Genomic DNA, 19,405 nt, shown 5'->3' with positions numbered 1-19,405 from the left:
ATGTGCCTGTGATCACAAGTTGGACCGCAAGCGTGCGACGCTTTTCAGCCATGTCCAGGGACGCCGAGTTGGATACACTTCTTTTCCCCTCCCACACCTGCCGCCTGGACCCTGAATGACTCCTCTCACCATCCCGAATGCGTTGACTCTGCTTCGGATCTTGGCCGTGCCTTTCTTCGCCATCGCGGTCTGGTACAACCATTTGTGGGAAGCCCTGGCCATCTTCGTGGCGGCTGGTTTGACCGACCTTCTGGACGGCTGGATCGCCCGGCGGTTCAACCAGGGTTCGGCCCTTGGAGCGATCCTGGATCCCGCAGCCGACAAGCTGCTGATGACCACGGCCTTCATCCTCATGGCCCTCCCCAAGGATCATCTGAAGATGCCCATCCCCACCTGGGTGGCGATCCTTTCCATCAGCCGCGATGTGGTGATCTCGTTCCTGGCACTGCTCTCCCTGGTCCAGCACATCGGCCTCAACCGGCGGCCATCCCTGCTCGGCAAGTTCACCACCGGCGCGCAGATCGTGTCCCTGGGGGTGGGCCTGCTCGCAAACGCCCAGGGCCCCCAGCCCTGGCAGCGGTTCGCGCTTCCGTGGATCTACTACGCCATGGCGGGCTTGGTGCTGGCCAGCGGCATCCACTACTACTTCCGCGGCCCCATCGAGGCTGAGGGAGCATGAGCGGCGAGTCCCGCCCACGCCACGCGCTGGAAGAACTGCTCGGCGGACTGCCGCTGCGGTTCACCGCCATCTTCCTCGGCCTGATCGTGGCGTTGTGGCTGCTTCGCCAGGCCCTGATGCCCTTCTTTGTGGCCATGGTGCTGGCGTATCTGCTGGGCCCCCTAGTGGAGCGATTGGCCCGGCGCGTGCGCCGCAGCTTCGCGGTGGTCTTCGTCCTTTTCGCCTCGCTGGCTTCAGTGGCGGCGGTGCTGGTGCTTTCGGTGCCCTTCCTGTCGGCTCAATTCGACAGGTTTAACGCTTCCCTGCCCCACTGGCAGGAGTTGCTGATGAAAAAATTGGGTCCCATCATCCAGGCCCACCCGGCCTGGGTGGAAAAGGTCCGCAACCTATTGGAGACCTTGGACCCGGCGGCCGCATTGAAGGGATTGTTGCAAGCGGGATCGGGCCTGCTGGGCTTCGTTCTCACCGCCGTCACGCTGATCCTGGTGCCGCTGATCCTCTACCACCTGCTGCTGGACGGCCCGCGGATGATCGCTTCGCTTGAATCCCTGGTGCCGCCCAGGTTCCGGGGGCGTGCCAATGGCATGGTTTCCGAGATCCACCTGCGGTTGGGAGGCTTCATCCGAGGCCAGATCGCCGTGGCCTTCACCATGGCCCTGCTGCAGGGCTTGGCGCTGTCGATCATGGGCGTTCCCTATGGCTGGATCCTGGGCGTTCTCGCTGGGCTCTTCACCGTGATCCCCTATTCTTCCTACCTGGTGGGCCTGGCCCCGGCCCTGGTGCTGGAAATGCTGCAGGGGGCCAGCGGCGCGAGGCTGGGCGGCGTGGTCCTGGTTTTCGCGGCCGTGCAGGCCGTGGAGGGCCTCTACCTGACCCCGGTTTGGGTGGGCCGCGCCAGCAAACTGCACCCGCTGGAAGTGCTGCTGGCGCTGGTGGCCTTTGGGCACTGGTTCGGTCTGCTGGGCCTGCTCTTCGCCGTGCCCCTGATGGTGACGGTGAAAGTGGTGTTCCGCGTGCTGCTGGAGGACTACCGCCAGCATCCGTGGTTCACGGAAACCCAGTGATGGGGCCATTGCCCATACTTGTGTCAGACTGAATATTCCAGAGGGCCGATCCATGGCTGATGGAATCAATCGCGCCGTGAGGCGCCACAGGAGACTGAAATGGCCTTGGAACGCGTCCAGAAAATTCTCGCCGCCGCAGGTGTCGCCTCGCGCCGGGCCAGCGAAAAGCTGATCACCGAGGGCCACATCCACGTGAACGGCAAGCTGGTGACGGAGCTGGGCTCCAAGGCCGACCCTCGCCGCGACCAGATCACGGTGGATTTCCGGCCCATCGAGAAAGAGCAGCCGGTCTACATCCTCATGAACAAGCCGAAGGGCTACATCACGTCGGTGAAGGATGACGAGGGCCGCCCCACCGTGATGGCGCTGATCCACGGGGTCACGCAGCGCGTCTATCCCGTGGGCCGTCTGGACTTCAATTCCGAGGGGCTCCTGCTGCTCACCAATGATGGAGAATTGGCGCAGACCTTGATGAAACCCGACCACGAAATCCCGAAGGTCTATCTTGTGAAAGTCCACCGCAATCCGAAACCGGAAACGCTCCAGGAGATGCGCGATGGCTTCCGGCTCAGCGGCCGCAAACTGAAGCCCTGCGGCATTGAAGTAGCTGAAAAAGCCGACAATCCCTGGCTCCGCGTGACGCTCACCGAAGGCAAGAACCAGCAGATCCGCAAGATGTTCGCCGCCGTGGGGCATCCCGTGTCCAAGCTCAAGCGGATCCAGTACGGGCCGCTTGCCGACCCGGCCCTGAAGCCCGGCGCTTGGCGTTTCCTCACGGGCATGGAGATGGCAGCGCTTAAGAGCCTGTAAAATTGGGCTGCGGGTTGCAGGCCGAAGCCCCTGTGCGGCATCGTTTTCCTACTGCCTGAAGCCCACCGCCCACAGCCGTTTCAAATCACTTCCCCTTCTTCTTCAGCATCTTCTTTGCCGGTCACGGGTTCCTTAGGCGCTTCAACTACCAGCGGCGCTTCGCGCTTTTCGGCGCCCATGCTCAAGGCAAGCGTGTACTTGCCGGGCAGGATGAAGGGGCGGCGGCCGTCGGGCAGGCCTTTGATCGTGGATGCATCCACCAGCAGATCCCAGTCCACGCGATTGAGACCCGCGCTGGCATTGACTTTCCAGGTCCGCACTGCCTCTTTCTTTTCAGTCAAAAGCTGAAGTTCGATGGCACCCGGTTTGAATGCGCTGAACCAGAAGGATTGGCTTTTGATTTCGCCGCGAGGCCACCAGGTGGGCCGATCGCGCTTCCAGTTTTTCTGGGCTTGGACTTTTTTCGGTTCGAACAAATGAATCGGTTCCGCCGCCACTTCCGGCGTGAACTTTTCCAGAGCCTCGATGGGCGCCACCCAGGCGCTGCGGCCGTGGGTGCCCACCACCAGATCGTGGGCCTTGGCCTGGATGGCCAGATCATGCACTGGGACATTGGGCATATCGTGGGCGAAGGCCTGCCAATGGGCTCCGCCATCCAGGCTGGCGTAGACCCCGAAGTCCGAACCCACGAAGAGCAGGTTCTTGTTGGCGGGGTCCTCGCGGATCACGTTCAGGTTTTCCTCGGGCAGATTGGCTTTGAGGCTGGTCCAGGTGGCGCCGAAATCCATGGATTTGAAAAGGTGCGCGGCGCTCTCGTCATTGCGCAGGCCGCTGAGGGTCGCGTAGACCGTGCCTTCGTCGAAGTGGCTGGGCTCCAGGCGCGTGATCCAGCGGTTCGCCGGCAGCCCTTTGCTGATCTCGCGCCAGGCATACCCGCCGTCATGGCTCATCCAGGCGCGTCCATCATCGGTCCCGGCGTAGAGCAGACCGAAGCGCAGGGGGCTCTCCGAGAGCGAAGTCACCGTGCCAAAGGGCACATTGCCTACCTTCGGAGTTGTGCTGAGATCGCCGCTGATGGCCTTCCAGGTGGCGCCCTTATCCAGGCTGCGCATCACATGCTGGGTGCCGGCATAAAGGATGTCGGAGCTATGGGGGCTCAGCAGCAGCGGCGTCATCCAGTTGAAGCGGTAGGGCGCCTCTTTGAGCTTGTGGCGCGGCTGGATGGATTTGAACTCACCGGCTTTTGGATTGATGCGGAACATGGAGCCGAACTGGTATTCGGTGTAGATGGTGGCGTTGTCCCGGGGATCCACCTGCACGAAACCGCCATCGCCCCCCAGGATGTCGCGCCAGCCGTCGCTTTGCGCGCCTGGCCGAAGCGGTTCCGAAGGCCCCATGCGCACGCTGTTGTCCTGCAGGCCGCCATAGATCCGGTAGGGCTCGGCATTGTCGGTGGCGATGGTGTAGAACTGGCCGACGGGCAGATTCTTGATGCCGCGCCAGCTGCGGCCACCGTTGGTGCTGACATCCAGGCCCCCATCGTGGCCGATCACGACGCGATCCGGATCGGATGGATCCATCCAAAGCGCGTGGAAATCAGCGTGGGCGGCGTATTCCGGCGTGCCGTTGGCGCCGTGAAAGGTCTGTCCGCCATCCTTGCTTTCGAGCATCGGCATGCCCAAGAGATAGAGATGGCGGTCATCCTTTGGGTCCACGCGCACCTGTCCGAAGTAGTAGCCGTAGCTGTAGACCACGTTGTCCAGGCGACCAGCGTGCGTGCGCTTCCAGGTCGTGCCGCCGTTCTCAGAAACATAGAGTTCCGGGCCGACGATGTGCACATCGAAGAGCGCCCGCTCCGCGTCCGAAACGTAGGCCAGCAGGTCCTTCACCTCGATCTTGCCGCCCATGAGATCGGCCTTCACGCTCTCGGCGGTGATGTCCTTGTGGAAGCCGTTGTCTTTCAGGAATTCTTTTAGTTTCTTGTCATCGAGCTTCAGCACTTCATCCTTGCTGAGCTTTTCGAGCTGCTTGGTGGTGAGCTTTTCGGGATCTTCAAAAGGATCCTTTTCGGAGTCGGGCCGCGCTGTCTGGTTGTCCACGAAGGCATAGAGCTTGGAGGGATTCTGGCGGCTCAGGGCCAAGCCGATGCGCCCGATTCCATCGCCATTCGGAAAGCCGCCCTGCAGCCGCTTCCAGGTGGCGCCGGCGTCCTCGCTCTTGTAGATCCCGCTGTTCGCGCCGCTTTCCAGGAAATCATAGGGCTTGCGATCCTTCTCCCAGAGCGCCGCATAGACCACGCCTGAGTTGGCGGAATCCACCACGAGATCCACGGCTCCTGCGCGGTTGGGCGCCGCCAGGACCTGCTTCCAGCTCTTGCCGCCATCCTCGGTCTTGAAGACGCCGCGCTCGCCGCCGCTGGTATAGAGCGGTCCCTGGGCCGCCACGTAAACGATTTCCGGATTGCGTGGATCAACAACGATGCGCGCGATGCGGTGGCTGTTCCTCAGCCCCATGTTGGCCCAGGTCTTACCGCCATTGCTACTCTTGAAAAGCCCTGAGCCTCCGTAGGAACTGCGGCTGGCATTGGCTTCGCCGCTACCGGCCCAAATGGTTTTCGGCTGCCCGGGTTCCCCCCATTGCACGGCGATGGCGCCCAGCGCGAAGGCCCCTTCATGGTCGAACAGCGAGGTCCAATCCGCGCCTTCGTTCTTCGTGTGCCAGAGCCCGCCGGTAGCGAAAGCGACAACCCAAGCCGAAGGCTTGCGATCATCGGCCGCAAGTCCCACTACGCGCCCACCCTGCCCCAATGGGCCCACACTGCGGAAAGGGATTGCCTTGAGCATGCTTTCAGAAAGCAGCTTGTTCCGAAGCACAAATGCCTGATCCCGGGCATCACGCGATGGTGTGGGCACCTCAGGATGGAAGCGCGAGCCTTGCTCCGTCTTCGTCAATGGCTTTTCACCTGCCACCAACGAAATACCAAGCAAGGCCAGACAGGCAAGCGATCCAAGACGCATTGAAACCTCGGCAATGGGCTCGTAAGACGAGGCATCCAGATTACCGCATCAGAGTTCAGTGGCATGGGTGGAAAAGCCTGACCGTGAACGGTGCGAAAGGACACGGGATAAACACCGTGCTATTTTTCGTGCCTATTCGCCTATTTCGCGGCTCCACGCTTTTCCGCTGAAACCCGCCGGATCCTATAGCGGCTCTTCCTTGAAGCTCAGCAGATGGCCGCTTTTTTTGGCCTTGGTCTTCAGATAGCGCAGGTTGTGCGGATTGCTGGCCTGCTGGTGGACCTCGCGCATGACTTCGATGCCCGCGTCCTCCAGGGCCAGGATCTTTTTCGGATTGTTGGTGAGCAGGCGCACCTTGCGGATGCCGAAGAAGCGCAGCATCTCGATGGCCGAGCCATAGGTGCGCAGGTCGTCCGCGAAGCCCAGCAGCTGGTTCGCTTCCACCGTGTCGTGGCCCTGCTCCTGCAACGCATAGGCCTTGAGCTTGTTCAGCAGTCCGATGCCCCGGCCCTCCTGGCGGAGGTACAGCACCATGCCGCCGTGCTCGCCGATGTGGCGCAGGGCCGATTCCAGCTGCTGCCGGCAATCGCATTTCAGGCTGCCCAGCACTTCGCCGGTCAGGCACTCGCTATGGATGCGGACGTTGATGCGCTTGCGGCTGTCGATGTCGCCCGCCACGACCGCCAGGTGCTCCTTGCCCGTGGCCTTTTCGAGGAACCCATAGACCGTGAATTTGCCGAAGATCGAGGGCACATCCGCCTTGGCGACAAAGGGGACCGCCTCGGTCTCGAACTTCTGGACGAGGTCCAGCTTGGGGGCGTTGCTGCACTCTTTGGACATTAATCAGCTTTCCAAGGATGGAGGAAGGATGGGTCCTCCTTCCATTTGATGCCGTCATTTTGGAACCGGGACAAATGTTTGAACATCTTTTTATTGCCTTCGCGTCTGTGGCAGATCCTGGGTCAACTGGGCCAGAACCGCCGCCTCCACCCGTGATCGGGCTGCCGGCATGGGTCCGTCGAGCTTGGCGCCGGAGGCCAGGCGGTGGCCCCCGCCCCCAAACAGCTTGCAGACCGCGTTCACATCCACGGCCTCCTTCGACCGGAGCGATAGTTTGACGCGGCCATCCGCCAATTCGTAAAGCAACCCCGCCACCTCGACCGAAGCCAGCCTGGTGGGTTCCTGCACCAGTTCATCGAGATCATCGTGGGTGGCGCCACAGACCCTCAAATCCTCCAGGCTGAGGACCATCAGGCCGAAGGCGCCACCGCCCAACAACCCCATCCGCTCCAGGGCGCGGCCCCAGAGCCTCACCTTCGAGGGCGTATCCTGCAGATAGATCCTCTGGTAGCTCCGGGCCGGCTGCACGCCTTGTTCGATGAGTCCGGCGGCCAGGCGATGCACCTTGCCCGTGGAGTTGGAGAACCGGAAATTCCCCGTGTCGGAAATCAAGGACGCATAGACCGCTTCGGCCATGGGCGCAGGCAGCGGCAACCCCATGCGGGGAGCCGCGAGATCATAGACCAGCTCGCCGCTGGCCGTGGCCTTTGGATCCGTGAATTCGAATTCAAAGCCCCGGGGCGCTTCCTTCAGATGGTGGTCCAGGCAGGCGCGGGGGGGGCCTTGGTGGCTTCGAAGGCCGGACGCATCACGCCCAGGCGATGGGGCTCGGAGGCATCCACCAACAGCCAGGCCTCCGGCCAAGCGGCTAACTCCGCGTGGGCGCCCGTGGGATCGAACACCTCGATCCAGCCATCCGCGTCCAGCCAGCGCAGGTTCGCGGGCACGGCTGGAGATACCACGATCCGCGGCTCCTTGCCCAGAAACCGCAGGTAATGGGCGAGAGCCAGGCAAGCCCCGATCCCGTCGCCGTCCGGGTTTTCATGGGTCGTGAGCAGCACCCGGGAATGCTGGTCCAGGAAGGATTGCAGGCGGTCAAGCATTGAAGGCCCCAGGCATCAGGTTATCAGGCCGCAGGCCCTTCCCTACAGATGCTCCCGTTTGCTCTCCAGGCTCTTGGGCTTGAAGTTCTTCAGCTCTTCCACCACTTCGCCCAGCATGGCGCGCTTGATGGCGTAGGGCAGGAAGGCGCTCTTGAAGCCCATGATGATGAGTTCCTTGATCTCTTCCAGGCTGAAGCCCAGCTGTTCGTGGATGGTGAGGAATTCCTTGCTCACGGTGGTGTTGGTCATCAGGCGGTTGTCGGTGTTCACCGTCACCCGCAGCCCCAGGTCGTAGAACAGCCGGATGGGATGGTCCGACATGCGCTTCACGGCCTTGGTCTGCACGTTGGAAAGGGGGCAGCATTCCAGGGGGATGCGGTGGTCGTTGACGTAGTTCATCAGGTCGCCATCCTCGATGAGCCGCACGCCATGGCCGATGCGGTGCGCCCCGCACAGGTGGATGGCCTGGTGGATGCTCTCGGGGCCGTAGGCCTCGCCGGCATGCAGCGTGCAATTGATGTTGTTGGCCAGCACGCGCCCGAAGGCATCCTTGAATTTCTTGGCCGGAAAGTTTTCCTCGGCCCCCGCCAGATCGAAACCCACCACGCCCTTGTTCTTGAAGGCCACCGTGAGATCGGCCATCTTGTTGCCCATCTCCTGGCTGATGTGCCGGATGCCGCAGATGATCACGCCGGTGCGGATGCCGTATTTCTTGCTGGCCAGCTTGAGGCCTTCCAGCACCGCCTGGACGATGGTGTGCAGCGTCAAGCCCTTCTGCTGGTGGAGGATCGGCGCGTAGCGCACCTCCATGTAGCGGACATTCTCCTTGGCCGCGTCCTCCGCCAGTTCAAAGGCCGTGCGTACCAGGGAATCGTAGGTCTGCATCACCGACAGCGTGACGTCGAAAGCCTTCAGGTATTCCACCAGGGACTTGCATTCTTCGCCCACCTCCACGAAAGGACGGAGCTTGTCCACGCTGTCCGCGGGCAGCTTCACTTTCTGCTCTTCCGCCAATTCCAGGATGGTCGGGATGCGCAGCGACCCGTCCAGATGGACATGGAGGTCGGTCTTCGGAAGGCGCTGGATGTCTTGGTACGTGAGGTTAGCCATGGTCCAGGCTAGCGCCGGGCCGTCCTTAAGACAAATCCCGGGCGTTCAGCTCACGCGTGCAGCTGGCTCACGCGGTGGGCCAGATCGAGCCCCTCGGTGCCTTTGGCCTGGCAGGCGCGGCAGATCCCGAATATCTGCAGGCTGTGGTGCAGGGGCTTGAAATCGAATTCCTTGCAGATGGTCTCCTGCATTGCTTCCAGGTCAGGCCTGAAGAATTCGATGATCGTGTCGCAGTTCAGGCAGATGAGATGATCGTGATGTTCATCGCCGTGGACGGCCTCGTAATGGGCATGCTGGTCGCCGAGGCTCTGCTTGCGCACGAGCCCGCATTGCACCAGCAGGTCCAGGGTCCGGTAGACCGTGGCCCGCGAGATCTCATTGCCCTTCTGCCGCAAGGCCAGGTGGAGGCTGTCGGCGTCGAAGTGGTGCTTGGCCGTGAATACCGCGTCCAGCAGCGCTTTGCGCTCGCCGGTGTACTTCAGGTCCCGGCTCCTGAGGAAGGCTTCGAAACGAGCTTGTTCTTCCGGGTAGGCGTGTCTACGAGCAGCTTGGGTTCTGACCATGGGGACCCCCAACCAACAGCTTAATAGGATTCTTCAGGAAAGTTGCTTGACCTGTTTATTAGCAAACTTAGACTGGTATCTCACCCGCAAATTGGAGTTGCCCATGGCAATGGTCGTTATACACACCTCAACTCTTTCCAGGGTCCAGAAACAGCGCATCGGCGACCGGGTCATCGAGGCGCTCCACAATGAAGGCATCCCTGCCAGCACCGTGGTGGTGCTATTCAAGGCCGAAGACACTGATATTTACCTGGATGGCGGCCTCCTTCACGAAGCCGCGGCACCCGCCTCGATCGTCCAGCCTGCCCCGCCTTCCACTGGATTCGTCCCCGGGCCGCCCAGCCTGGTGCAGGATTTCAAGACCAAGGTGCGCCGCTCCCGGCAGGAATTGGAAGAATTGAGGTCCCGATTGGTCGCCCTGCTCCAGGACCGGGGCGCGCTTTCAAGCTTTGAAGCGCAGGACGGCCTGGAACTCTCCGATTGTGATTGGGCCCCCGCCACCCTCCGCCGCTTCTTCGCCGAACTCGAAGACGAGGGCGTCATCTTCAAGCAGGGCCAGAAAAGGGGCACTCGCTACGTCTGGAGGGGCGTCGCCAACCTCCCCAGGGTTGCCGCCCCGGTGAAACTGGTGAAGAAGGACGACACTCCTGAAGCTTGAGCTTTTGCCCTTGGTTCCTGGCCCCTGGGAGGGACTCGAACCCAGGCCTGAGTTGCGCCTGGAGGTGAGCGCAGGGCGCCACCGGGTTGGCCCAGGGCTCGTTGTTCCGAGCTACTTGAGCGCTCGCTCCACGTCTTCGGCCTCCCTGGGCAGGCGCGCGCTGAGGTTCTTCGGTCCAGCTTTGGTGACCAGGATGTCGTCTTCGATCCGGACGCCGATGCCCTGCCATCTGGGATCCACGCCTTCGCTGCCTTTTGGGATGTAAAGTCCCGGCTCGACCGTCACCACCATGCCGGCCTCCAAGGGCCGCCGCCCTCCCGCGCGGTAGATCGGATCCTTGGGACCATAGTCCCCCGCATCATGCACATCCAGCCCCAGCCAGTGCCCGGTGCCGTGGATGAAGAACCGCTTCCAATCGCCGCGCTGATAAACCTCGTCCTTGCCGCCCTTCAGAATGCCCAGGTCCACCAGACCATCGCTCACGACCCGCGAAGCCGCATAGTGGGCGGCTATGTGCGGGCTGCCCACCACGCAAGCGGCGATGCCAGCCTCCTGGGCCCTGAGGACCAGATCATACAGGGCCCGCTGGTCCGTTGAGAACTTCCCGTTCACGGGCCAGGTGCGGGTGATGTCGGCGGTGTAATAGCCCACTTCGGCGCCCGCATCCATGAGCTGCAGTTCGCCCTGATGCAGCGGCGCGTCATTGAAGGGATAGTGCAGGATGCAGCTCTGGTTCCCGGCCCCGGCGATGGTGTCGTAGCCGAGGAAGCGCGCGCCCAGGCCGCGGACCGCACCCTCGAAGGCCCCGGCCACCTGGCCTTCATTGGCGGCCGTCCGGGTGGCCCGCATGGCGGCCAGATGGCCCTCGATGCTCACCTCCACCGCCTTCTGGATCATGTCCAGCTCAGCGGGTTGTTTGATGGAACGCATCTCTGCCACCAGGTGGCGTCCGTCCACCACGGACTTCTTGAACTGCCCGTGGTTGTTGTCCGTCCCGAGCGGCAGCGCAGCATCGAGGATCCGGGTCCGGAACTCGCGGTCCAGGTTGCAGACGAGCACGATCCGCTGGGCTTTCTTGATGGCCTCGAGCAGCACCTCGTCGCCTTTTGGAAAATCAAAAGCCTGGTCCGCTCCCAGGTTCCTGGCGCCTTCGACGCCCAGCCGCGGTCCATTCCAGGCCTCCCGCTTGGGATCGCGGGACCGCACCAGCAAGGTGTAGGGTTTGTCGCCATCGGCGGACAGCAGCGCGACGGCACCGGGCTCTTCCACCCCCGTCAAGTAGTAGAAATCCGAATCCTGCCGGAAGGGTTGTCCCGCATCGCCGTTGCGGGGCTGCTCAGGCATGGATTTGATGATCGCCAGGGTGCCCGGTCCCAGGTTCCTCAGGTGCTGGAGCAGCCGCTCGCGGTTTCCGGCAAAAAAGGCGACTGGCAGGCGGAGCCCGTGATAGCCCGCCACCGGAACCTGGGCCGACAGCGAAGCCGCCGCCGCGGCGCAACCAAAGATCAGTGCCGTGCGTCGGAACATCCTGGCCTCCAGCTTCCAATCTACACTTTCAGGCATGGATTGGTTCGCCTACGACTTCGACCACCCCGCCTACTTCGATCACTACCGTGACAAGGAAGGCGATGCCGCCCACGAAGGCCCGGCCTTGGCGGCTCTGCTGGGATTGGAAGCCGGAGCCTTGGTCTTGGATCTGCCCTGCGGCTGGGGCCGCCTGCGGCCCGCCCTGGAAGCCCGTGGGCATGAGGTCATCGGCGGCGATCTCAGCGCCCTGAACCTGAGGCGCCACCGCGTGGAACACCCGGGCGCCATCCTGCGCCTGGATTTCCGGGCCCTCCCCTTCCGGGCGGCCTGCGCGGATGGTGTCTTCTGCGCCTTCACGTCCTGGGGGTACTTTGCCACGGAGGAAGAAAACCTCCGCCAGCTCCAGGAATTCGCCCGGGTGCTGAGGCCTGGAGGAACGCTGCTGCTGGATCTTTGCGGCCGCGAATCGCTGGAGCGCGGGGTGGCGTCCTGCGAGGGGCGATGGGTGGAGCTGAAAGACCTCGGCTACCGTGAGCGCGTTCGCTGGAGCCCGGACCGGAAACGCATCTGGACGGAGCGGAAGCAGGGCGGATGTTCCTTCCGCCATGACATCTGGATTCCCACGGACGTGGAAGTCCGGAATTTCCTGGAGGCCGCAGGTTTCGATCTGGAAGATGCCTTCGGCGGGCTCCACGGCGGACCGTGGACCTACGACGCGGACCGGTGGATCTACCGCGCCCTCAAGCCGCGACTTTCCTCGTCGCCAGGATGAAGCTGCCGAAACCGAGTCCCACCAGGATCAGCGCCGCCTGCAGCCCCAGCACCTGCACCAGCGCGCTGCCCACCAGGGGCCCCACCATCATGCCGACCGCATAGGCGATGTTCAGGATCGAAAAAGCCGACCCGTAGCTGGTGCTCCCGGTCTTCTCCACCGCATCCGCCACCGCGGGGCTCGAGGGCGACATGATCAGGCTCGCGATGCTGCCCAGGGCCATCATGCTGGCGAAGACGAAAGCCGTATGGCGGAAGAACACCGGCAGGGGAATGAACACCGCGCTCAAAGCCAGGCCAAGGATGAGCACTTTCTTGCGGCCGATGCGATCCGACAAATGCCCCATCAATGGCGAGGTCAACGTATGGGTGGCCGCCGCCGCGGCGAAGCAGAGGCCGATCTGGCCAGGACCGAAATGCATCACCGCATCGAAGTGCAGCGGCAGCGTGGACTCCAGCACCGCCCACAACGCCGAACCCATGGCCAGGGCGCCGCTGAATACTAGGATCACGGGGTTTTTCACCAGGGCCCGTGGACTGATCCGGTCGCCTCTGTCCGTCGAGGATTCCTCCAGCAGGAAAGCCCGGCCCGCGGCATCGAGCGCCACCAATCCGATGCCGAGGATGAAGGGAGCCGAGGCACCGAACCCTTGGGTGAGGTAGCCCGAGATGGGCGGCCCGGTGAGCACGCCGAGGTTGGCGCAGGCGAAGGCGGTGCCCATGGCTTTTCCGCGCTGTTCTCGTGGGAAGTGGTCTGCGAGCAGGGCCATCCCGGGTATCCAGGTAGCCGCGCCCGCCGCGCCCTGGAGCCCGCGCGCCAGCACCAGCAGCCAATAATTCTTGGCGAACAGGAAAAGCAGCGTGGTCCCTCCAAGCGCTAATAATCCGAGAAGCATGGGGCGGCGGCGCCCCACTCTATCCGCCAGGCTGCCCAGGGGAAGCGTCACGGCCACCAGGGCGATGGCGTAGCTGCCGAAGAGCAGACCGATGCGCATCTGCCCCAGGTGGAGTTCCCGCGCGTAGATCGGCAGGAGCGGCACCAGCAGGTAGTAGAGGAACATGTCCGTGAAAAAAGCCAAGCCCACCACGAAGAGAGCGAGTGACTTCGGCGAGGGACGCGGCATGCCTTCGATGGTAGACGACCCTGGGGACCGCTAACGGTCGGCCGCCGAAACCTTTTCCACCCAGATCACTTCACAGGCTCCATCGCCTGCATCTTCGCGGGTCAGGGAGCTGTCCCATTTCCATCCGTCCTTTCCATCCACGTGGACCAGGTAGCCATCCAGGGTCGCGACCTGCCCTTCCCTGACGCTGAGGAGCCGGCGTTCCACCGCTTTGGTGGCGGGGATCATATGCATATTGGCTGCGTGGGAAACAATCACGTCCATGGACAAAGGCAAGGTCCTCGCGTTCCAGTGGAACCACCGGTCGCTTTGGCTGACATTCAATTTGTTGAGCACGGCGGAATCGGACATGGGTCCCCACCCCATCGCGAAATCTACCGGCGAGATTTCCGCTGCGCGGTCGAATCGGTAGCGTTCGGTGGAGAGCACCCTGGCCCGGATGTGGAAGTTGGCCAGCGCCTTGAACCGGTGGTCTTTGGCGCTCCAGGACGAGCCTGCCTCCAGGTTCTCCTGCAAGGGCTCCTCGGCCACCAGAACACCCGCCGAATGGCTTACGGCGCGGGAATTCCAGTTGGAACAGCCCCAGGCCGCCACCACCAGGCCGCCTATCACCAGCGGCCAGCGGACCTTCAGCCAGGCGAGCCATTCCGAGTCGTTTTCGTAAGCGTCCATGCACAAACCTGGAAGCCAGCATAACCCATCAACCCTCCGGCTGGCCGATGGGTTCAGGCCCCTTGGCGGCGCCATGGAACAACTTTGAGAGCCGCTTTTCGCCAGGGTTAGAATCAACGCTGCTCTTTGAAAGGAGTCTTCATGGACCTCGCATGGTTCCTCGGCCACCCCGGCACCACCTTCCTGCTGGCGCTGCTTTCCATCTTCCTGCTGGTGCTGCTCTCGAAATGGATCCGGTACATCCCCAACAACCGCGTAGGCATCGTGGAAAAACTCATCAGCGGGAAGGGGTCCGTGAAAACCGGCCTCATCGCGCTGAATGGCGAGGCCGGTTTCCAGCCTCGTCTCCTCCGCGGCGGCTGGCATCTCCTCATGCCCTTCCAGTACCGCATCCATAAAATGCCGCTGGTCACCATCCCCCAAGGCAAGATCGGCTACGTCTTCGCAAGGGACGGCAAGGACCTCCCGGCCTCCCAGGCCCTGGCCTCCAATGAGCGCGCGCGGGATTTCCAGGACGTGGAAGCCTTCCTGCAAAATGGCGGCACCAAGGGCCCCCAGCGCATGATCCTCCGGGAAGGCATCTACGCCATCAACCTGGTGCAGTTCGTAGTGCTCACCGAGGACCAGATGCTCTACCTGCCCCTGGACCGCAGCGAGGTGGACACCTTCACCAAGATGAGCGCTGTGATCGCCGAGCGGGGCGGCTACCGCCCCGTGGTCATCAAGGGCACCGACGACATCATCGGCGTCATCACCGTCCACGACGGGCCGAGCCTGCCGTCCGACGAGATCATCGCGCCCTCCGTGGGCAACGATCCCGCGCATCCCGACACCTACCACAACAACTTCCAGGACCCGGACAAATTCCTGAAGGCGGGAGGCCTTCGCGGCCGCCAGCTCCAGGTCATCGTGGAAGGCACCTACTACGTGAACCGCCTCTTCGCGACGGTGGAGTCCATCCCCAAGACCGTGGTGGAAGTGGGCACCGTGGGCGTGGTGGTGAGCTACACCGGCGTCGAGGGCACGGACATGACCGGCGCGGACTACAAGCACGGCGAGCTGGTGGCCGTGGGCACCCGCGGCGTGTGGAACGATCCATTGCTGCCGGGCAAGTACGCCTTCAACACCTACGCCGGCAAGGTGGTGATGGTGCCCACCACGAACTTCATCCTGAAGTGGAGCCAGTCTGAAGTGGGAGCGCACCGCTACGACGAGAACCTGGCGGAGGTGAGCCTCATCACCAAGGACGCCTTCGAGCCCAGCCTGCCGCTGTCGGTGGTGGTGCACATCGACTACCGCAAGGCGCCGCTCGTCATCCAGCGCTTCGGCGACATCAAGCGGCTGGTGGAACAGACGCTCGATCCCATGGTGGCCGCCTACTTCAAGAATATCGGCCAGACCCGCACGCTCATCCAGCTCATCCAGGACCGCAGCGCCATCCAGGACCAGTCCGGCGTCCAGATGCGCACCAAATTCGAACAGTACAACCTGGAATTGCAGGAAGTCCTGATCGGCACGCCCACCAGCGGAACTCAAGGCGGCCAGATCGAGCAGATCCTGATCCAGCTCCGATCAAGGCAGATCGCCAACGAACAGGTGGAGACCTATTCCCGACAGCAGGGCGCGGCCGTGAAAGAGCGGGAATTGCGCGAAGCGGAAGCCAAAGCCAAGCAGCAGACCATGCTGACGGAATCGGAGATATCCATCACCGTGCAGAGCAACCAGGGCAAGGCGGACTACGCCCGGGCCCAGCAGGAGGCCAACCGCATCCAGACCTTGGCGGGCGCCGAAGCCGAGAAAGTGCGCATCATGGGCGAAGGCGAAGGCAAGCGCATCAAGGCCATCGCCGATGGCGAAGCCGAGCGCGCGGCGCGTGTCGGAATCGCCCAGGCCATCGCCATCGAAGAGCAGGTGCGCGCCTACGGCGGCCCGCAGTTCCAGCTCACCCAGCAGGTCATGAACCGCTTCGCCGAGGCCATCGAGAAGGGCCAGATCGATGTGGTGCCGAAGATCAACATGTCCGGCGGTGGCGCGGGCGGAGGCAACCTCATCGAAAATCTGCTCGGTTTGCTGATGACCACCAAGCTCGGCGAAACCGTCGGCGTCACGGCCCCCACCGCGCGCGACCCGGAGGTCCAGGCCATGCGCGACGCGCTGAAAGCGCAGATGAAAAAACCCGAAGCGTAAGCCGGGGCCGAGGCGATGAGGTGGCAAAGGGGCGGGATGATCCCGCCCCTTTGCCTAGAAAGAAGCCCTGGCGCTGAATTGCATCACCCGGCCCTGCTGGAAGTTGTTGGGCTTCTGGGCCAGGTTGTTCGTGGCGCTCAAGGGTTGCGCATTGGTGAGATTCAGGACATCCAGGCCCAGGCGCAGGTCCGCGCCCTGGACTTTCTTATGCCAGGCGAAGGTGATGTCGAAGCTGCGGGCCCAGGGCAGCTCCCGGTTGCCGCGGATTTCGCCCGGCGCCAAAACCGTGTTTCCGGAAATCCTGGCCAGGTTCCCATAGTGGAGACCCGAACGGATGTTGAAGGTGCCCGAAAGCTCAAGATTCCGGGGCAGTTTGGCCAGGCCGTAGGCCTTGAAGTTGTGGCGGACATCCTCGTTGAGCGGGCCGTCGTACCGGCCTTGCCGGTAATCCTCCGCCAGCCCTGGGATCTGCGCGAACCCCGTATTGGACGGCGAGCTGCTGGCCACATTACCGACCTCGGAATTGCCATTCAAGCGCGCATTCGTGTAGCTGAACCGCATCCAATGGCCGCCCTGGAAGGCATGCTCGGCCACCAGGTCCACTCCGTTGTAATCGCGCTTCAGACCCGGCAGGTTGCCGATGATCCGAACTCCTGGCGTGAAAGCCGTCTGCCCGAGATCCGAGGGCGCCAGGTAGCCCCAGGCAGGGTTGTAGGTGTCCACGAGATCCTTCATGGATTTGCGGGTGTAAAGCGCATCCAAAGTCCATTCGCCCAAGAAGGCCCCAAGATTCTGGACGCGCTGGGCGCCGACCTGGATCAGATCGGTGGAAGGCGACTTCAAACCAGGTTGCACTGCGAGTGTTTTCGGCACCACGACACCAGCGGAGGCATAAGTCTTCCAGGCCGCCTGGGATGGCACCCAGACCTGCTGCGTGGTGGAAGGCCCATCGGTCGTCGCGCCCGCGGGGCGCAGCGCGCCCGGCGAGGGCGGGCTGAAGATGCGGCCGAAATAGCCGAACACACGGGTCTGCCCGCGGCCGTCGGGAGTCCAGGACAATCCCAGGCGCGGACTGAATAGGGTCTGGCTATAGAGTTCCCGGCCGTCCTCCCCATCGGCGCTGGCCCTGTCCACGCGCAGACCCAGGTTGAAGGTCCAGAATGCGTCGAGGTGGTAGTCGTCCTGGCAGTAGAGGCCGATGGTCCTGGATTTGAGCGGATTCCCGTACTCATTCAAGTCGCTGAGGGTCCGCCGGTAGAGGAAGCTCGCCAGGCCGCCGGCGAGCTGGCCTGACACAGGGCTCGGGGTCGCCAGGCTGTCCGCGCTGGCATACCCGTAATCGCTTCCGCCATGGGCGATCAAGCCCGCGCGGATGGCAGCAAGATCCCCTCCGCTGGGACCTGCGCCTCCGGCGGCACGATCCAGGTAGGAGAGACCGCCGGAGGGACGCAGATACACCCGTGTGAATTCCGAATCCAGGGCCTGGATCCCTCCTTTGACCACGTGCTCGCCGTAGTACCAAGTGAGTTCGCTCTTCACGGTCAGGTTTTTCACGCGCTCCAGGCGGTCCTCCGGACTGCGGCCAAAGGACTCGCCGCCGGCCGCATCCAGTTGGCCCCGGAAAGGCCCGGCCTCGGGCGTGGCCGGCGACCATTGGAAGGCCGTCTGGTGCAATCCGATGGTGTTTTCCCACGCGAGATTTCCGCCCAACAGCCCGACGTGCTTCGCCAGGAAACTGTTGCCGCCGCGGGTGCGGTTGGCCTGTTGGAAATCCTTCACGGAGCTGTCCCCGGCCAGGTCGAAATTGAATTGGATGACGGGATCGCCGAACCAGCTCAGGTCCAGGCGATGGTTCTCATTGATGACCCAGGAGAGCTTGAGAAAGCGGTAACTCCGGTCTTCGGACTGGATCCGCCGATGGGGCGGCGTGCCGATGGGCTGCACATTCTCGAAATCCTGGGCCATCAATTGGCGGTTGAAGGCCCCGAAGAAGAACAATTTGTCCTTGAGCAGCGGGCCGCTGAAGGAGAAGCCGAATTCGGAGGCATCCGTGGGGCGCTCATCCGGGGAATTGGTCTTGCCGGCCTCGGGCCTGGCATTGTTCCCGCGGTTGATGCGGCTCGCGAAAAGGGCTCCGTGGAACTCGTTGCCGCCGCTCCGGGTGACCTGGTTGTACACGGCTCCGGCCGCGAATCCATCCTCCGCCTTGTGGCCGCCGGTTGTGATGACCTGGCTTTCCAGGATTTCGCTGCTCATGTTCATGCCGAAGCGGCCGGTGGAGCTGAGATTGGTGCTCATGCCATCCACCAGGAAGGCGTTGGCGTCCAGCATGGAGCCGTAGACCACGGGCTCGGGCTTGCCGCTGGGGGTGATGCCCGGCGCCAGGTAGCTGTGCTCCACGAAGCGGTGCGGCGCGAAGGGCAGGCTCTGCAATTCAGCCTGCGTGAACCGCGTCTGCACCCCCACCGAGCTGGTTTCCGCCAACAGCGGTGAAGCTTCCACTGCGACAGTGGCCTGCGCGTCCCCGATGCGCACGGCCATGAAGACCCGTTCATCCGGACGGAGCAGCACTTCCTTGCCGTTGAGCCGGTAGCGGCCGGGGATCAGGCCGGAGGTTCCAGCCACGCCTTCGGCATCGGTCTCGAGGGTCCGGACTTCGCCCCGGTCCAGGGACACCAGGCTCAAACGCGCGCCGGCCGCCGGCTTCCCGTTGGCGTCCTTGGCGGACACCCGCAGCGAACCGGTGGTTTGCGCGCAAAGGGAGGCGCCCGCAAGAAGCGTTGCGAGGGCGGAAATGCGAAGCCGGTTTGTGGAGATGGCCAGAAGACGCACTAAAACTCCTAGGAGGTGAAGGAGCCAGTCTATCTGACAAAAACATTAAATGTACATGGCAAAAACCATTCAATGCCCCTTGCCGCTCCAGGCCTGCAGCCCCACCCCCATCACAATGATGGCGAGAGCCACCCAGCGCATGGGCGGGATCACTTCCGCCAGGAAGGCGCGCGCCAGCAGCGCATTGGCGATGAAACCAAGCGCCAGGAACGGGTAGGCATAGTTCACGTCCACCAGGGAGAGCGCCCCCAGCCACACCACCACGCTTACGGCGTAGCACAGGAGCCCCGCCAGCACCCAGGGCTGCAGCATCACCCGGACCAGCGACCCCAGTTCCACCTGGAGCCCGCCAGCCGCCTGGAGCCCCTTCTTCAAACAGATCTGGGCCAGGGCATTGAGCAAGACCCCCAGCAGAATGAGCGGAATGGCCTTGAAGTTGGGGGACATG

Annotated in this window: 17 protein-coding genes; 6 read left to right on the top strand and 11 right to left on the bottom strand. The window is 63.1% G+C overall.

The genetic code is table 11. The annotated features are described in order from the left end of the window. Positions 1–115: 115 nt before the first annotated feature. The 3 genes from IPQ13_00615 to IPQ13_00605 all read left to right on the top strand — a co-directional run bounded on the left by IPQ13_00615 (position 116) and on the right by IPQ13_00605 (position 2,553). Complete coding sequence (locus IPQ13_00615; GenBank protein MBL0209411.1) at positions 116–679, top strand: CDP-alcohol phosphatidyltransferase family protein; 564 nt, start codon at positions 116–118, stop codon at positions 677–679. Further along, a complete protein-coding gene (locus IPQ13_00610) occupies positions 676–1,743 on the top strand; it encodes an AI-2E family transporter (protein MBL0209410.1) in 1,068 nt (355 codons plus the stop codon). Before IPQ13_00615 ends, IPQ13_00610 begins: the two co-directional genes overlap by 4 nt. A 99-nt stretch (positions 1,744–1,842) precedes the next feature. Then, positions 1,843–2,553, top strand: coding sequence for an rRNA pseudouridine synthase (locus tag IPQ13_00605; GenBank protein MBL0209409.1), 711 nt, complete (start codon positions 1,843–1,845; stop codon positions 2,551–2,553). An 80-nt stretch (positions 2,554–2,633) separates the two neighbouring features. Here IPQ13_00605 and IPQ13_00600 read toward each other — a convergent pair whose 3' ends face one another. From IPQ13_00600 to IPQ13_00575, 6 genes are all read right to left on the bottom strand, one after another. Beyond that, positions 2,634–5,396: a glycosyl hydrolase gene (locus tag IPQ13_00600; GenBank protein ID MBL0209408.1), complete on the bottom strand. Its 2,763-nt coding sequence runs from the start codon at positions 5,394–5,396 to the stop codon at positions 2,634–2,636. Between the two features lie 357 nt (positions 5,397–5,753). Next, a complete protein-coding gene (ribA, locus tag IPQ13_00595) occupies positions 5,754–6,410 on the bottom strand; it encodes a GTP cyclohydrolase II (GenBank protein ID MBL0209407.1) in 657 nt (218 codons plus the stop codon). Between the two features lie 90 nt (positions 6,411–6,500). Beyond that, the gene (locus IPQ13_00590) at positions 6,501–7,070 is read right to left on the bottom strand and encodes a hypothetical protein (protein MBL0209406.1); all 570 of its coding nucleotides are present in this window, start codon (positions 7,068–7,070) and stop codon (positions 6,501–6,503) included. Between the two features lie 89 nt (positions 7,071–7,159). Then, entirely contained in the window at positions 7,160–7,513 is a 354-nt protein-coding gene (locus IPQ13_00585) for a hypothetical protein (GenBank protein ID MBL0209405.1), read from the bottom strand. 42 nt (positions 7,514–7,555) lie between these two features. Continuing rightward, complete coding sequence (add, locus tag IPQ13_00580; GenBank protein MBL0209404.1) at positions 7,556–8,623, bottom strand: adenosine deaminase; 1,068 nt, start codon at positions 8,621–8,623, stop codon at positions 7,556–7,558. A gap of 50 nt (positions 8,624–8,673) precedes the next feature. Continuing rightward, positions 8,674–9,186 (bottom strand): transcriptional repressor, encoded by a 513-nt coding sequence (locus IPQ13_00575; protein MBL0209403.1) that lies wholly within the window; start codon positions 9,184–9,186, stop codon positions 8,674–8,676. 103 nt (positions 9,187–9,289) lie between these two features. Between IPQ13_00575 and IPQ13_00570 the strand changes: the two genes are divergently transcribed. Then, positions 9,290–9,844, top strand: coding sequence for a hypothetical protein (locus IPQ13_00570; protein ID MBL0209402.1), 555 nt, complete (start codon positions 9,290–9,292; stop codon positions 9,842–9,844). A gap of 111 nt (positions 9,845–9,955) precedes the next feature. Here the strand turns inward: IPQ13_00570 and IPQ13_00565 are convergent, their stop codons facing one another. Beyond that, positions 9,956–11,371, bottom strand: coding sequence for an aminopeptidase P N-terminal domain-containing protein (locus IPQ13_00565; GenBank protein ID MBL0209401.1), 1,416 nt, complete (start codon positions 11,369–11,371; stop codon positions 9,956–9,958). Between the two features lie 34 nt (positions 11,372–11,405). Here IPQ13_00565 and IPQ13_00560 point away from each other — a divergent pair, with 34 nt between their 5' ends. Beyond that, positions 11,406–12,143: a class I SAM-dependent methyltransferase gene (locus tag IPQ13_00560; GenBank protein ID MBL0209400.1), complete on the top strand. Its 738-nt coding sequence runs from the start codon at positions 11,406–11,408 to the stop codon at positions 12,141–12,143. Here the strand turns inward: IPQ13_00560 and IPQ13_00555 are convergent. Further along, positions 12,112–13,266 (bottom strand): MFS transporter, encoded by a 1,155-nt coding sequence (locus IPQ13_00555; GenBank protein MBL0209399.1) that lies wholly within the window; start codon positions 13,264–13,266, stop codon positions 12,112–12,114. The two genes, IPQ13_00560 and IPQ13_00555, sit on opposite strands and share 32 nt — an antisense overlap. Before the next feature lie 30 nt (positions 13,267–13,296). Continuing rightward, the gene (locus IPQ13_00550; protein MBL0209398.1) at positions 13,297–13,938 is read right to left on the bottom strand and encodes a hypothetical protein; all 642 of its coding nucleotides are present in this window, start codon (positions 13,936–13,938) and stop codon (positions 13,297–13,299) included. A gap of 141 nt (positions 13,939–14,079) precedes the next feature. On the opposite strand from IPQ13_00550, the gene IPQ13_00545 reads away from it, so the two are divergent. Then, the gene (locus IPQ13_00545) at positions 14,080–16,125 is read left to right on the top strand and encodes a flotillin family protein (protein MBL0209397.1); all 2,046 of its coding nucleotides are present in this window, start codon (positions 14,080–14,082) and stop codon (positions 16,123–16,125) included. Between the two features lie 54 nt (positions 16,126–16,179). Here the strand turns inward: IPQ13_00545 and IPQ13_00540 are convergent, their stop codons facing one another. Next, complete coding sequence (locus IPQ13_00540) at positions 16,180–18,957, bottom strand: TonB-dependent receptor (GenBank protein ID MBL0209396.1); 2,778 nt, start codon at positions 18,955–18,957, stop codon at positions 16,180–16,182. A gap of 69 nt (positions 18,958–19,026) precedes the next feature. After that, on the bottom strand, positions 19,027–19,404 hold the full coding sequence (locus tag IPQ13_00535) for a 4-amino-4-deoxy-L-arabinose transferase (protein ID MBL0209395.1): 378 nt from the start codon (positions 19,402–19,404) through the stop codon (positions 19,027–19,029). Position 19,405: the final 1 nt, after the last annotated feature.

The organism is Holophagaceae bacterium (assembly GCA_016720465.1).
Lineage (GTDB): Bacteria > Acidobacteriota > Holophagae > Holophagales > Holophagaceae > JANXPB01.
Note: the sequence above shows the minus strand (reverse complement) of the source record. Positions and strands in the feature narration are given on the sequence as shown.